The sequence below is a fragment of the Geodermatophilus ruber genome (assembly GCF_900114385.1).
GTDB lineage: Bacteria > Actinomycetota > Actinomycetes > Mycobacteriales > Geodermatophilaceae > Geodermatophilus > Geodermatophilus ruber.
Genome location: NZ_FOSW01000005.1, coordinates 247,701 through 261,861, shown reverse-complemented (window position 1 = coordinate 261,861; position 14,161 = coordinate 247,701). Strand labels below are relative to the sequence as shown.

General features: G+C 74.9%; 14 protein-coding genes and 1 tRNA gene. 7 read left to right on the top strand and 8 right to left on the bottom strand.

All coding sequences use genetic code 11. The features are described 5' to 3' along the window. Window positions 1-119: 119 nt before the first annotated feature. Together selB and selA are read right to left on the bottom strand one after the other, a co-directional pair. Window positions 120-1,862, bottom strand: coding sequence for a selenocysteine-specific translation elongation factor (gene selB / locus BMZ50_RS10795; RefSeq protein WP_091324073.1), 1,743 nt, complete (start codon window positions 1,860-1,862; stop codon window positions 120-122). After that, a complete protein-coding gene (selA, locus tag BMZ50_RS10790) occupies window positions 1,853-3,175 on the bottom strand; it encodes an L-seryl-tRNA(Sec) selenium transferase (RefSeq protein ID WP_091324071.1) in 1,323 nt (440 codons plus the stop codon). Before selA ends, selB begins: the two co-directional genes overlap by 10 nt. Window positions 3,176-3,355: 180 nt before the next feature. Between selA and BMZ50_RS10785 the strand changes: the two genes are divergently transcribed. Beyond that, complete coding sequence (locus BMZ50_RS10785) at window positions 3,356-4,075, top strand: type 1 glutamine amidotransferase domain-containing protein (RefSeq protein ID WP_091324069.1); 720 nt, start codon at window positions 3,356-3,358, stop codon at window positions 4,073-4,075. Between the two features lie 51 nt (window positions 4,076-4,126). Here the strand turns inward: BMZ50_RS10785 and BMZ50_RS24180 are convergent. Next, a tRNA-OTHER gene (locus BMZ50_RS24180) sits at window positions 4,127-4,222 on the bottom strand. Window positions 4,223-4,245: 23 nt separating this feature from the next. Here BMZ50_RS24180 and selD point away from each other — a divergent pair. The 5 genes from selD to BMZ50_RS10760 all read left to right on the top strand — a co-directional run bounded on the left by selD (window position 4,246) and on the right by BMZ50_RS10760 (window position 7,567). Then, window positions 4,246-5,253 (top strand): selenide, water dikinase SelD, encoded by a 1,008-nt coding sequence (gene selD, locus BMZ50_RS10780; RefSeq protein ID WP_218146201.1) that lies wholly within the window; start codon window positions 4,246-4,248, stop codon window positions 5,251-5,253. An 84-nt stretch (window positions 5,254-5,337) separates the two neighbouring features. Next, on the top strand, window positions 5,338-6,303 hold the full coding sequence (locus BMZ50_RS10775; RefSeq protein WP_091324065.1) for a zinc-binding dehydrogenase: 966 nt from the start codon (window positions 5,338-5,340) through the stop codon (window positions 6,301-6,303). A gap of 69 nt (window positions 6,304-6,372) precedes the next feature. Next, a complete protein-coding gene (locus BMZ50_RS10770; protein WP_177212748.1) occupies window positions 6,373-6,684 on the top strand; it encodes an antibiotic biosynthesis monooxygenase family protein in 312 nt (103 codons plus the stop codon). A gap of 98 nt (window positions 6,685-6,782) precedes the next feature. After that, complete coding sequence (locus tag BMZ50_RS10765) at window positions 6,783-7,016, top strand: helix-turn-helix domain-containing protein (protein ID WP_091324063.1); 234 nt, start codon at window positions 6,783-6,785, stop codon at window positions 7,014-7,016. A 2-nt stretch (window positions 7,017-7,018) separates the two neighbouring features. Further along, the gene (locus tag BMZ50_RS10760; protein ID WP_091324060.1) at window positions 7,019-7,567 is read left to right on the top strand and encodes a Clp protease N-terminal domain-containing protein; all 549 of its coding nucleotides are present in this window, start codon (window positions 7,019-7,021) and stop codon (window positions 7,565-7,567) included. Here the strand turns inward: BMZ50_RS10760 and BMZ50_RS10755 are convergent. The 4 genes from BMZ50_RS10755 to lepA all read right to left on the bottom strand — a co-directional run bounded on the left by BMZ50_RS10755 (window position 7,545) and on the right by lepA (window position 12,540). Continuing rightward, the gene (locus BMZ50_RS10755; RefSeq protein WP_091324058.1) at window positions 7,545-9,311 is read right to left on the bottom strand and encodes an MFS transporter; all 1,767 of its coding nucleotides are present in this window, start codon (window positions 9,309-9,311) and stop codon (window positions 7,545-7,547) included. The two genes, BMZ50_RS10760 and BMZ50_RS10755, sit on opposite strands and share 23 nt — an antisense overlap. Then, window positions 9,280-9,975 (bottom strand): LppX_LprAFG lipoprotein, encoded by a 696-nt coding sequence (locus BMZ50_RS10750; RefSeq protein WP_091324057.1) that lies wholly within the window; start codon window positions 9,973-9,975, stop codon window positions 9,280-9,282. Before BMZ50_RS10750 ends, BMZ50_RS10755 begins: the two co-directional genes overlap by 32 nt. Before the next feature lie 67 nt (window positions 9,976-10,042). Beyond that, window positions 10,043-10,699, bottom strand: coding sequence for an MOSC domain-containing protein (locus BMZ50_RS10745; protein ID WP_091324056.1), 657 nt, complete (start codon window positions 10,697-10,699; stop codon window positions 10,043-10,045). Further along, the gene (gene lepA, locus BMZ50_RS10740) at window positions 10,696-12,540 is read right to left on the bottom strand and encodes a translation elongation factor 4 (protein ID WP_091324055.1); all 1,845 of its coding nucleotides are present in this window, start codon (window positions 12,538-12,540) and stop codon (window positions 10,696-10,698) included. The genes BMZ50_RS10745 and lepA overlap by 4 nt, the downstream gene beginning before the upstream one ends. Window positions 12,541-12,722: 182 nt before the next feature. Here lepA and rpsT point away from each other — a divergent pair, with 182 nt between their 5' ends. Continuing rightward, window positions 12,723-12,989: a 30S ribosomal protein S20 gene (rpsT, locus tag BMZ50_RS10735; protein ID WP_091324054.1), complete on the top strand. Its 267-nt coding sequence runs from the start codon at window positions 12,723-12,725 to the stop codon at window positions 12,987-12,989. Between the two features lie 127 nt (window positions 12,990-13,116). Here the strand turns inward: rpsT and holA are convergent, their stop codons facing one another. After that, window positions 13,117-14,007 (bottom strand): DNA polymerase III subunit delta, encoded by an 891-nt coding sequence (gene holA, locus BMZ50_RS10730; RefSeq protein ID WP_342708031.1) that lies wholly within the window; start codon window positions 14,005-14,007, stop codon window positions 13,117-13,119. Between the last annotated feature and the right edge of the window lie 154 nt (window positions 14,008-14,161).

Genomic DNA, 14,161 nt, shown 5'->3' with positions numbered 1-14,161 from the left:
CGGAGGAGTTGCCGGCATGACAGGCCCGATGAGGGCGAGCGCTCCCGGCGGCTGACCGGATTTCCGCGGATGCTCGTGCTCTGCCCACCACCGTGGGCAGAGCACGAGGATGCGCAGGACTACCGCAGCCGGCGGGTGTTGTCGGGCAGCCGCTCGGTGACACCGCGGGCGTCGAGCCACTCCATCAGCGGGACGGCGACCCGCCGGGTGGTCCCCCAGGCCGACCGCGCCTGGCTGAGCGAGAACGGTGCCGCCACGCCGGCCAGGCGGACAGCGGCCTCCCCCTCCACGCCCGGCGCCAGGTAGACCCCCTCGGCGATCTTCACCAGCTGCCCGTCGCGGACCGCGGCGGCCAGCTCCCGCGGGCCCAGCCCGGCCCCGGTCAGCTCCCCGGCCTCGGGGGCGGCGAACGGCTCGGTGGCCAGTCGCGCACGGATGCCGTCGACGGCCTGCTGCACCCGGGGCGGCAGGCCGGCGGTGGCAACCGCCACCCGGCCCTCCCGCAGCGCGAGCGGCGGCCGCACCACGGCCCGCAGCAGCTCGTCGTCGGGCAGGCCCAGCTCCCGGCGGACGACGGCCACCGGCGGCCCGGCCTCCAGCGGGTGCTGCTGCCGGTACCGCCCGACCAGCGCGGGAAGCCCCGCGGCGAGCTCGTCGGCCAGCCCGGGGGCGAGCAGCCACGGCCCCGCCTGCGTCGCCCCCTCGGGCACCGGCCAGCCCATCGCGGCGAAGTCCGCGGCCCGGACGACGCGGCGGCGGGCCAGGTCGGCGGCGGCGCCGGCGGCCCCGGGTGCCTGCGCCGCGAGCTCGGCCGCCCGCGCCCGGGCGGCACCCCGGCGGCGCAGCTCGGGCGGGTCGACGTCCCGGACGTCGGCGCCCAGCACCCGCCGCGCACCGGGGTCCCGCAGCAGCAGCCGGTCGCCGACCCGCAGCGGCAGCGGGGTGGCCAGCCGCAGCCGCACCGCCGCCCCCTCCAGGGGGCGGAGCCGCGCCGCCACGGCCGCCGAACCGACGTGCACGATCGCCTCGGCCGGCAGCCGCTCGGGCTCGGCCCCGAGGGTGACGTCGACCTCGCCGGTGAACCGGAACGCGCCCGGCGTCAGCAGCGCGTCGCCGCGGGCCAGCTCCTCCACGCCGATGCCGCGCAGGTTGAGCGCCACGCGGGCAGTGGCCCCGGCCCGCTCGACCGGCTCGCCGAGCGACTGCACCGCGCGGACACCGACCTCCCGGTCACCCAGCTGCAACCGGTCGCCGGGCGCCACGCTGCCCGCGGCCAGGGTGCCGGTGACCACCGTGCCCGCGCCCCGGATCGGAAAAGCGCGGTCGATCCACAGCCGCACCGGCGCGGCCCGGTCCGGCGCGGGCAGGCCGGCGAGCAGGACCTCCAGGCCCGCCACGACCTCCGGGACGCCGGCACCGGTCACCGCGCTGACCGCGATGCCGGGCACCTCCCCCATCGACGTCCGGGCCAGCCGCTCCCGCACGTCGGCGAGCACGGGCCCGGGGTCGGCGAGGTCGGCCTTGGTGACGGCGAGCAGCGCGTGCCGCACCCCCAGGGCGTCGAGGACGGCCACGTGCTCGGCGGTCTGCGCCGACCAGCCGTCGTCGGCCGCGACCACGACGAGGGCCGCGGGCGCCGAGCCGACGCCGGCGAGCATGTTGCCGATGAACCGCTCGTGCCCGGGGACGTCGACGACCGCGAGCCGGCGGCCCGAGGGCAGCGTGGTCCAGGCGAAGCCGAGGTCGATGGTCAGGCCGCGGCGGCGCTCCTCCTCCCACCGGTCGGGCTCCATGCCGGTGAGGGCGCGGACGAGGCGGGACTTGCCGTGGTCGACGTGGCCCGCTGTCGCGATCACGTCCATCGCGCCGCCACCTCCAGGACCGCGGCGGCCAGCTCCCCGTCGGCCGCGGGCGGCACGCTGCGCAGGTCCAGCAGCGTCCGGTCGCCGGCCCGGTAGCCGACCACCGGGCGGGTGCCGGCGCGCAGGGGGTCGGCGAACGCCTCGGGCAGCGACACCGCCGCGCTGGGCAGCGGGTGCTCCGGCGCCCCTCCCCCGCCGACCCGCGCCTCCGAGTCGACGGCGACCGCGTCGAGCCCCGCCGCGGCCAGCCGGGCCGCCAGCGCCTCGGCCCGGCGGCGCAGCCCGGCGACGTCCGCGGCGAGCATCTGCGGCACCGGCGGCACCGGCCCGCGCAGCGTCGCCTCCAGGGCGGCCAGTGTCGTCTTGTCGACCCGCAGCGCCCGGTACAGCGGATGCCGGCGCAGCCGCTGCACCAGGTCGGCGCGGCCCAGCACGATCCCGGCCTGCGGGCCGCCGAGCAGCTTGTCACCGCTGGCGAGGACCAGGTCGGCGCCGTCGGCGAGGGTGGTCTGCAGGTCCGGCTCGTCGGGCAGCGCGGGATGCGGGCGGAGCAGACCCGAGCCCACGTCGGCCACCAGCGGCACCCCGCGGCCGGCCAGCCCGGCGGCGAGCTCGGCGATCGGCACGGCCCGGGTGAAGCCGCGGACGACGAAGTTCGACGGGTGCACCTTGAGCACCGCGCCGGTCTCCGCGTGCAGGGCGTCGCGGTAGTCGCCGAGGGTCACCCGGTTCGTCGTCCCGACCTCGCGCAGCCGGGCGCCGGTGGCGCCGAGCAGCTCGGGGATGCGGAATCCGTCGCCGATCTCGACCAGCTCTCCGCGGGCGATGACCAGCTCCCCGCCGAGGGTGGTGGCCACCAGGGCGAGGGCGGCCGCGCAGTTGTTCACCACGAGCGCGGCCTCGGCGGCCGGGACCGCGGCCAGCAGCGCCGCGAGCGCCGCCTCCCCCCGGGGCCCGCGGCGCCCGGTGGCCAGGTCGAGCTCCACGTCGGTGGTGCCGCTCGCGGCGGCGACCGCCGCGACCGCGGCCGCCGACAGCGGCGCCCGGCCGAGGTTGGTGTGCACCAGCACCCCGGTGGCGTTGAGGACCGGGCGCAGGCTGCTCGCCGTCGCCGGCAGCACCGCCAGGACGGCGTCCACCGCGGCGGCGGGCAGGACGGCGCCCTCCCGGATCCGCTGCTGCACCCGCTGCACGGTGGCCTTGACCAGCTCCCGCCCCAGCCGCTCGGCGGCCTCGGCGAGCTGCGGGTCGGCGAGCAGCGTGTCGGTGCGGGGCACCTGTCGCCGCCGGTCGGCCCGCACGTTCTCCACCATGGGCACGACGCTAGGTCCTGCGCGCTCCGGTTCCCGCACCGGCGTCCCCGACCGTGTGAGCTCCGGCCGGCGCGGGGTACGCCGAGGGACACCGGAACCCACCCGGTTGCCCGGCGGCTCCATCGGGGCTGCCCCACCATCCCCCGCGCCCGGCGCGCCGCACCCACCGAGGAGAGCACCATGCCCGCAGTCCTGATCGTCCTGAGCGCAGCCGACCACTGGACTCTCAAGGACGGCACCCGCCATCCCACCGGCTTCTGGGCCGAGGAGTTCCTCGTACCGCACGGGATCTTCCGCGAGGCCGGCATCGACGTCGTCATCGCGACCCCGGGTGGGACCCCGCCGACCGTGGACCAGCGCAGCCTCGACCCGGAGATGGCCGGTGGTGAGGAGCGCGCCGCCCAGTTGCGCGCGGAGCTCGACGCGCTGTCCGGGGCTCTGGCCGCCCCGGCGCGGCTCGAGGACCAGTCCCCGGGCGAGTACGACGCGATCTTCATCCCCGGCGGCCACGGTCCGATGGAGGATCTCGCCGTCTCCACCGACCTCGGCCGGCTGCTCCTCGGCTTCCTCGACGCCGCCAGGATCGTCTCGTCGGTCTGCCACGGCCCCGCCGGGCTGCTGCCGGCGGTCCGGCCCGACGGCACGTGGGCCTTCGTAGGCCGCGAGCTGACGGCCTTCACCAACGAGGAGGAGGCTCAGGCCGGCCTCGCCGACAAGGCACCGTGGCTGCTCGAGGACCGGCTGCGCGCGGCCGGCGCCCGGTTCCGCAGCGGGCCCGCCTGGGCGCCGTTCGTGGTGGTCGACGGTGACCTCGTCACCGGGCAGAACCCGGCCTCCAGCCGGGAGGCGGCAGAGCGGGTGGTCGGCCTGCTCCAGGCGCGGGCGGCCCAGCCGGCCTGAGCGAGGGCGCCCTCCGCGGGGCCGGCCCGGGGGCCGGCCCCGCGCGAGGCATGGCGGAGGCGGACGGGAATCGAACCCGCCTGACCGAGCTGCTCGGCCACGTCGGCTTTAGAGGCCGCGGGGGCCACCAGGCACCCTGACGCCTCCACCGGGCAGCTTACGGTGAGGCCGTGACCACCGCGCCTCCCCGGATCCGGCTGACCCAGTACGCGCACGGCGGCGGCTGCGCCTGCAAGATCCCTCCCGGCGAGCTGGAGGCGGTCGTCGCCGGGCTGACCGCGACCGGGCCGGCCGATCCGGCCGCCGAACTGATCGTCGGGCTCGACGACGGCGACGACGCGGCCGTGGTCCGCATCGCCGGGGGGCAGGGGCTGGTGCTGACCACCGACTTCTTCACCCCGGTCGTCGACGACGCCTACACCTTCGGCCGGATCGCCGCGGCCAACGCGCTGTCCGACGTCTACGCGATGGGCGGCACCCCGGTCGTCGCCGTCAACCTGCTCGGCTGGCCGCGGGACGTGCTGCCGGCCGAGCTCGCCGCCGAGGTCCTGCGCGGCGGGCTGGAGACCGCGCAGCAGGCCGGCTGTCACGTCGGCGGCGGGCACTCCATCGACGACCCCGAGCCGAAGTACGGCATGGCGGTCACCGGCGTGGTCGACGTCGACCGGGTGATCACCAACTCCGCCGCCGTCGCCGGCACCCCGCTGTCGCTGACCAAGCCGCTGGGTGTCGGGGTGCTCAACAGCCGGATGAAGGCGACCGGCGAGGTGTCGGAGGAGGCGGTCGCCTCGATGACCGCGCTGAACCGGGACGCCGGCCGGGCCGCGGTCTCCGCGGGCATCCGCGCGGGCACCGACGTGACCGGCTTCGGGCTGCTCGGCCACCTCTACAAGATGGCCCGGGCCAGCGGGGTGACCGCGGTGGTCGACGCGGCCGCCGTCCCCTACCTCGCCGGCGCCCGGGAGGCGCTGGCCGGCGGGTTCGTCTCCGGTGGCACCCGGCGCAACCTGGACTGGGTGCGCCCGCACACCGACCTGTCCGCGGTGCCGGAGGACGAGGCGCTGCTGCTGGCCGACGCGCAGACCTCCGGCGGGCTGCTGCTCGGCGGGGAGGTCCCCGGTGCCCCGGTGATCGGCGAGTTCGTGCCCCGCGGCGAGCACGTCGTCGTCATCCGCTGACCGCCCCCGGGACGGTTGTCGCGATCACCGTCCCGGGCGGTGACCGGCGTCGCAGGGCGGCCTCGGCTCCGTTACCTTCCCGTCATGCTCGCTGCCTTCGTCTCCACGCCCGCCCCGAAGGACCCGCTCTCCGTGCTGGAGGTCGCCGAGCGTCCCGAGCCCGAGGTGCCCGACGGCTGGACGACGGTGCAGGTCAAGGCCGTCTCCCTCAACCACCACGACCTGTTCAGCCTGCGCGGGGTCGGGCTGCCGCAGGAGCGGATGCCGATGATCCTGGGCACCGACGCGGCCGGCCTGGACGAGGACGGCAACGAGGTCGTCGTCCACGGGGTGGTCGCGAGCCCGGGCTGGACCGGCGACGAGACGCTGGACCCGAAGCGGACCCTGTTCTCCGAGCTCCACCAGGGCACGATGGCCGAGCGGGTCGCCGTCCCGCGGCGCAACGTGCTGCCCAAGCCGGCCGGGCTGTCCTTCGCCGAGGCGGCCTGCCTGCCCACGGCCTGGCTCACCGCCTACCGGATGCTGTTCGTGAAGTCCGGGCTGCGGCCGGGGCAGACGGTGCTCGTGCAGGGCGCCAGCGGCGGGGTCGCCACCGCGCTGATCGTGCTGGGCCGGGCGGCGGGCCTGCGGGTGTGGGTGACCGGGCGCAGCGAGGAGAAGCGGGCCGCGGCCCTGGCGCTCGGTGCCGAGCAGGCCTTCGAGACCGGCGCCCGGCTCCCCGAGCGGGTCGACGGCGTCATGGAGACCGTGGGCGAGGCGACCTGGAGCCACAGCGTCAAGTCGCTCAAGCCCGGCGGCGTGCTGGTCACCTCCGGCGCGACCACCGGCTTCAACCCGGGCGCGGAGCTCAACCGGGTGTTCTTCACCCAGCTGTCGGTGATCGGCTCGACGATGGGCACCCGCGAGGAGCTGGAGTCGCTGCTGCAGATGTGCTCCACCACCGGCGTCCGGCCGGTGATCGACGTGGAGCTGCCGCTGAAGCAGGCCCGGGAGGGCTTCGAGCGGATGCTGGAGGGCCGCACCGCGGGGAAGATCGTCTTCACGCCGTGACCGGCTTCGACGCCGGGCCGCCCCCGAGCGGTGAGGTCGCCGCCGTCGCCTGAACCGAAGGGGGCCGCCGTGATCGCCCGGCTCTGGCGCGGGTGGGTACGCACCACCGACCGGGCCGCCTACGTCGACTACATCGAACGAACCGGGATGGCCGAGTACCGCCGCACCCCGGGCAACCACGGGGCGTGGATGCTCGCCCGCGACCTCGAGGACGGACGGACCGAGATCGTCACGCTGAGCTTCTGGGCGTCGCGGGACGCGATCCGCGGGTTCGCCGGCGACGACATCGAGCGGGCGGTGTTCTACCCCGACGACGACCGGTACCTCGTCGACCGGGAGACGACGGTGACCCACTACGAGGTCGTCGCCGACGCGGGGTGACCTCTCGGACCACGACCTGCGCGGAGGGAACGAAACCTCACGCCCAGCATGTCAATCAGTGTTGACAGCGCCGAGCTATGCAACCTAGGTTGACAACCATGGCGGACACGGCACAGGTGGCCTCCGCGGCCAGCAGTCAGGACCCCGCGGTCGGGCTGCGCGCCGTCCGGTCCCTGCGGACGCTCGTCGAGCGACTGGAGGCCCTCCAGGTCCGTAGCGCCCGCGACCAGGGCTGGACGTGGGAGCAGATCGCCCAGCTCCTCGGCGTCACGCGGCAGGCGGTCCACAAGAAGTACGCGGGCGGCCGCGGGCCGCTCCGGCGGAAGGACTGAGCATGTTCGAACGGTTCACCCAGGACGCGCGTCAGGTCGTCGTCGGTGCCCAGGAAGAGGCGGCCCGGCTGCACCACGGGCACATCGGCACCGAGCACCTGCTCCTCGGACTGCTCGAGCGGCTGGGCACGCCGACAGCCGCCGTCCTCGCCCGGCACGGGCTGACCCACGACGCGGTCGCGGAGGCCGTCGTGGGCTACCTCGGCAGCGGCGACCTCGACGGCGACGCGCTCACGTCGCTGGGCATCGATCTCGACGCCGTCCGCTCCTCGGTCGAGGCGAGCTTCGGTCCGGGCGCGCTCGACGTCGACGGTCCTCGACGCCGTGGATCCGGTCCCGGTGGCCACATCCCGTTCAGCCCCCGGGCGAAGAAGGTCCTCGAGCTCTCCTTGCGCGAAGCCATCGCGCTCAAGCAGAAGACGATCAGCGACGGGCACATCGCCCTCGGGCTGATCCGCGAGGGTGAGGGCCTGGCCATGAAGGTGCTGCACGACCGCGGCATCGACATCGACGGGCTGCGTCAGGAGATCAGGCTCGCCCTGAACCCCTGACCGTGGCCGGACGGTCGACGCGGAGCAGGACCACGGCGGCGATCGCGGCCAGGCCGGCGGCGATCGCCGCCCCGGCGAACACGGTGTGCAGCTGGGTCAGGACCGCCGCCCCGGTCGCGGTGTCGTAGGCCGGGCAGTCGGCCGGTGTCTGCGGGCACAGCTCGAACGGTGTGCCGATGGCGTCGACCTCGGCGGTGAACCGGCGCAGCGCGACGGCGGTGAGCAGCGAGAGGCCCGCGAGCATCCCGACGCTCCGGGCGACGACGGCCAGCGCACCGGCGCTGCCGTGCACGTCGGCACCGGTCACCCCGAGCAGCACGGTGTTCACCGGGGCGATCGCCAGCCCGAAGCCGAGGCCCGCGGCGAGCAGCACCACCGTCGACCACGCGCCGTCCAGGGACCGCTCGTCCCAGCCGGTCATGAACACGAACGCTCCCGCGGTGAGCGCCATCCCGGCGGCCGCGACCAACCGCGGGGCGACCACGCGGCAGAGCCAGCCGCCGGCCACCGCGCCCACCGGCACCGCGATCAGCAGCCGCAGCAGCACGAGCGCGGCGCCGAGCTGGTCGCCCGGCGTCGTGGTGCTGCGCGCGAACAACGGGACGTCGACGAGCGCCGCGACCAGGGCGACGCCGACCAGCAGGTTCACCAGCAGGGCGCCCCACGCGCCCACCGGGCGCAGTGCCCGCACCGGCAGGACCGGATCCGCCGCCCGCCGCTCGTGGAGCACGAACGCGATCCCGGCCGCGGCGGCGAGCGGCAGCAGCACCGGTCCGTACGCCACGATCTGGGTGGCCGGGTCGGCGGCCGCGAAGGCCCACACCAGGCTGCCCAGCGCGACGACGGCCAGCGCCGAACCGAGCCCGTCGACCTCCCCGGCCAGCCGGCGCGCCCCGCGCAGCGGCAGCACCGCGCCGTCCGGCGCCGCCAGGCTGCGCAGGACGAGGCCGACGCCGGCCAGCGCGGCGGCGAGGACCAGCGGGGTGGACCAGGCGAGCGACTCGACCACCGGCACGTAGAGCAGCCCGATCGTCACGTCCTCGGCCAGCGCCGCCGGGGCCGCGAGCTGCAGGCCCAGCGCCAGCGCCGCCAGGACCGCCAGCGCCAGCCCCAGCGGGTCCGGCCGCCGTCCCCGTGCCGGGATCAGGACCCCGGCGCCGAGCCCCAGCCCGAGCAGCAGGTTCAACCAGAAGATCGCCCGCCAGTCGGCCACCGCGAGCACCGCGGCGCCGGCGAGCGGGCCCAGCACCGCGCCGGCCTCCTGGACCGCGCCCACGACCCCCAGCGGGAGCGCGCGGCGCTCGGGCGGCCAGCGGTCGGCCACGAGGGCGAGCGTGGCGGGGACCAGCCCGCCGGCACCGATGCCCTGCAGCCCGCGGCCGGCCACCGCGGGGCCGAGCGCCTCGGCGGTGGCGGTCAGCAGGGAGCCGAACGCGAAGAGGAGCAGGCAGCCGACGAGCACGGGGACCCGCCCCCGCAGGTCGGCCAGCCGGCCGAGCAGGGGCAGCGTGGCCGTGTAGCCGAGGAGGAAGCCGCCGACGATCGGCGTCGCCCGCTGCAGCTCGCCGAGCCCGACCCCGACGCCGGTGAGGATGTCGGGCAGCGCCAGGACGACGACGTAGGTGTCGGCCGCGGTGACCAGGACGGCCAGCGCCGCGAGGACGACGACGGCCAGGCCCGGGACCGGCCGCGGGGCGGCGCCGGCGGGCGCGTCAACCGACGGCAGGCGCGGTGATCTCGACATCGGCCCCGAAGTCGCTCAGCTCGAGGATGAACGTCGCGTCGCTCTCCGCGCTGAAGAACGGTCCGGTCAGCTCCGCCCGGCGCAGGTGACCGCTGCTCGCCGCGATCGAGAAGAGCGCCTGCACCGGCCGGCTCGGGTCGGCGCTGGTGAGCACCCGCCCCACCAGGTCGCCGGGCAGCTCGGTGGTGACCTCACGGACCACCTCGCCGTCGACCCGGCGCTCCTCCCCCAGTTCGGCGGACTCCGCCTCGGCGAGCAGCTGCGAGATGCCCGTCCCCGGGGTGAGCAGCGCGCCGGGGTCCCCGAAGCCGAACTGGGCCGGGTCGACGACGCTGAACCCGGAGGTGAACGGCAGCTGGGCGTAGACGGTGCCGTCGACCGAGATGACCTCGAGGTCCAGCGTGGACCCCAGCGCGACCACCTTCAGCGTGCCCTCGAAGGAGGACGGCCGGGCGATGTCCCCCTCGCCACCGACCAGGGCGGTGCCGCTGCCGGGCGCGTTGTGGCTGTCGAGCACGAAGTGCGCGCTCTGCGCCTCGTCGAGGGTGGTCCTGGCGCGCTCGAGCAGCCCGGACGCCGACTCCTCGGGCTCGCTCTCGCCGCCGCAACCGGTCAGGAGGAGTCCGGCGAGCGCGAGTGCGACGCCGGTACGGCGCAGGAGCATGGCGGACCTCCCCGTCGGCCGGGGCTGCTCCCGGCGTACCGCGGCGGACAGTAGCGCGCCGCCGCGATCAGACCGAGGCGCCGGTCCGCGTGGCGATCTTCGCGGCGATCTTGGGCTGGTCCCTGACCGGCAGGTGCTGCAGGGCGGGAGCCAGTTGCGGGAGGCGGTGCTTCTGAGTGGTGAAGGCCCGGAAGGCCAGGCCGACGGTGACCTCGTGGTCCGGGCGGACGACGACCTCGATGGCGTCGCCGGCCCCGACGTCGCCGGGCTCGAGCACGCGCAGGTAGGCACCGCAGGCGCCGTACGCGGTGAACCGCTTGACCAGCTGCGGCACGCCCCAGAACCGCTCGAAGTTCGCGCACGGGATCCGCGGCGCGGTGACCTCCAGCAGCGCCGTCCCCACCTGCCACCGCTCGCCGAGCAGCGCGCCGGTCAGGTCCAGGCCGGTCGTCCGGAGGTTCTCGCCGAACCGGCCGGGCGGGAGGTCGCGGCCCAGCTCCGCCGACCACCGGTCGGCGTCCTCCCGGGCGTAGGCGTAGAGCGCCTGGCCCTCGCCGCCGTGGTACTTGCGGTTGACCTGGACGTCACCGTCGAGGCCGAGCTCGCCGACGGCGACCCGGCCGGCGACCGGCTTCTTGTCGATCCCGCTGCGGTTCGGCTTCCGGCCCGGAAGCGGCAGCAGATCCGCGCCCGCGACGCAGACGGCCTCGAGCCGGCCGCTCACTTCTTGGAGGCGGTCGACTCGTTCGTGGAGAGCGCGGCGACGAACGCCTCTTGAGGAACCTCGACGCGGCCGACCATCTTCATCCGCTTCTTGCCCTCCTTCTGCTTCTCCAGCAGCTTCCGCTTGCGGGTGATGTCACCGCCGTAGCACTTGGCCAGGACGTCCTTGCGGATGGCGCGGACCGTCTCGCGGGCGATGACCCGCGAGCCGACGGCGGCCTGGATCGGCACCTCGAACTGCTGGCGCGGGATGAGCTCGCGCAGCTTGCCGGCCATCATCACGCCGTAGCTGTAGGCCTTGTCCTTGTGCACGATCGCGCTGAAGGCGTCGACGGCCTCACCCTGCAGCAGGATGTCGACCTTGACCAGCGAGGACTCCTGCTCCCCGGCCTCGGAGTAGTCGAGGGAGGCGTAGCCGCGGGTGCGTGACTTCAGGGCGTCGAAGAAGTCGAAGATGATCTCACCGAGCGGGAGCACGTAGCGCAGCTCCACGCGGGATTCCGAGAGGTAGTCCATGCCGCCCAGCTGGCCACGGCGGCCCTGGCACAGCTCCATGATGGCGCCGGTGTAGTCGCTGGGCGCGATGATCGTCGCGTTCACGACCGGCTCGTAGACCGTGTCGATCTTCCCCATCGGCCAGTCGCTGGGGTTCGTCACCGTGATCTCGGAGCCGTCCTCCATCACCACCCGGTAGACGACGTTCGGCGCCGTGGAGATGAGGCTGATGCCGGCCTCGCGCTCCAGCCGCTCGCGGACGATCTCCAGGTGCAGCAGGCCGAGGAAGCCGACGCGGAAGCCGAAGCCGAGCGCCGCGGAGGTCTCCGGCTCGTACGTCAGCGCGGCGTCGTTGAGCAGTAGTTTGTCCAGCGCCTCACGCAGCAGCGGGTACTCGCTGCCGTCGATCGGGTAGAGGCCGGAGTAGACCATCGGCTTCGGGTCGCGGTAGCCGCCGATCGACTCGCTGGCCGGCTTGTGCTGGAGGGTCACGGTGTCGCCGACGCGGGACTGGCGGACGTCCTTCACCCCGGTGATGAAGTAGCCGACCTCGCCGACGCCCAGGCTCTCGACCGGCTTGGGCTCGGGCGAGATGACGCCGATCTCGAGGAGCTCGTGGGTGGCGCCGGTCGACATCATCTTGATCCGGTCGCGGGCGGCGATCCGCCCGTCGACGACGCGGACATAGGTGATGACGCCGCGGTAGATGTCGTAGACCGAGTCGAAGATCATCGCCCGGGCGGGGCCGTCGGCCTCGCCGGTCGGGGCCGGGATCTGCTCGACGATGGCGTCGAGCAGCTCGGGCACCCCCTCGCCGGTCTTGCCGCTGACCCGCAGCACGTCGTCAGGGTCGCAGCCGATGATGTGCGCGATCTCCGCGGCGTACTTGTCCGGCTGGGCGGCCGGCAGGTCGATCTTGTTGAGCACCGGGATGATCGTGAGGTCGTTCTCCATGGCCAGGTACAGGTTGGCCAGGGTCTGGGCCTCGATGCCCTGGGCGGCATCGACGAGGAGGACGGCGCCCTCGCACGCGGCCAGGGACCTCGACACCTCGTAGGTGAAGTCGACGTGCCCCGGGGTGTCGATCATGTGCAGGACGTGATCGGTGCCGGCGTGCTCTCCGGTCGTCGGCGTCCACGGCAGGCGGACGTTCTGCGCCTTGATGGTGATGCCGCGCTCGCGCTCGATGTCCATGCGATCGAGGTACTGCGCACGCATCTGCCGCGCCTCGATGATCCCGGTGACCTCGAGCATCCGGTCGGCCAGCGTCGACTTGCCATGGTCGATGTGGGCGATGATGCAGAAGTTCCGGATGCGGGCCGGGTCGGTGTAGGCGGGAGTCGTCACAGTGCTTCCATCGTCCCACGGCTGCGCGCGGCGTCCAGCGATTGGCTGGACCGGCGGCGTCCGAACCGCGGGTTGGGGCGGCGCGACAGTCGCTGGTACCCTGGCAGACCGGTCCGCTGACGCTTGCCGTCCGGACGCACTGTCAGAAGTACTCCCTCCCGAGAGACACCCGAGGCTCACGCGTGGCGAACATCAAGTCCCAGATCAAGCGGATCAAGACGAACGAGAAGGCGCGTCAGCGCAACGTTGCCGTCAAGTCCGCCCTGAAGACGGCTGTCCGGCGCTTCCGCACCGCCGCCGACGCCGGGGACGCCGCGGCCGCTCAGACTGCCCTGCAGATCGCCAGCAAGGCGCTCGACAAGGCCGCCAGCAAGGGCGTCATCCACAAGAACCAGGCCGCCAACCGCAAGTCGGGCATGGCCAAGCGGGTCGCCAGCCTCTCCAGCTGACGTCAACCGCGATATCCGCGGTCCGCACAGAGCCCCCTCCCTGACAGGGAGGGGGCTCTGTGCGTTTCCAGGGCCCCCACGTCGCCCGGGGCTCCTCGGCCGCCGTGCGGTGACCGCGGCGAGGGTGTCAGCCGCGGCCCCTGCCGGTGGAGGCCCGGATCGCCACGATCCGGCGCACCGCGCGCTCCAGCGCGTACTCCGCGCTGGCCGCGGCGCCCTTGACGTCGGCGTTGAGGTCCGCGGCCACCCCGATCGCCAGCTGCAGCCCCTCGATGCTCCACCCGCGCGCCTGGGACTGGGCCTTCTTGACCTTCCACGGCGGCATCTTCAGCGTGCGGGCCAGCTCGCCGGGGTTGCTGCTGCGCACCGAGGTCACCCGGGCCGCGGTGCGGACCCCGTCGGCGATGGCGTCGGCGATCAGCACGTGGGCCACCCCGCGCTGCGACGCCCAGCGCAGCATCTCGAGCGCTCCCCGGCGGTCACCGACCAGGACCCGCTCGGCCACGGTGAAACCGGTGACCTCGGCCTGCCCGCGGTGGAACCGGGCGACCGCGTCGGCGTCGATCGTGCCGCCGAAGTCCGAGGTCAGCTGGCTGGCCGCCGACGACAGCTGCCGCAGGTCCGCCCCGATCGCCTCCACCAGCGCGGCGGCCGCGTCGGGGGTGATGCGTCCCCCGGCCGCGCGCACCTCGCTGCGCACGAAGGCGATCCGGTCACCCGTCGAGCTGATCTTCGGGCACTCGTCGACGGCGGCTCCGGCGGCCGTGAAGGCCTTGAGGAGTGCCTCGTTCCGCTTGCCGCCGTTGTGCACCACCACGAGCGTGAGGTCCGGGTCGGGTTCCTTCGCGTAGCCGGTGAGCGCGTCGGCGAGCGCTCCGGCCGCCTCATGCACGCCGGTGACGACCACCAGGCGGTGCTCGCCGAACAGCGACGGCGCCAGGACGTCGGCCAGCTGCCCCACCGGGAGCCCCAGCGCGGGGAGCTCGTGCAGCTCCGCCCCGGGGTGGCGCTCGCGCACCGCGGCGCGCACCGCGGCCACCGCGCGGGAGCGCAGGAGCTCCTCCTCGCCGACCACGGCGCGCAGGCGTGACGTCGGTGCGGGGGGTGCTGCGGCCACACCGGCATGGTGTCACGCGGGGGTGACGCCGCCGCTGCACGCGCGGCCCCCCGAC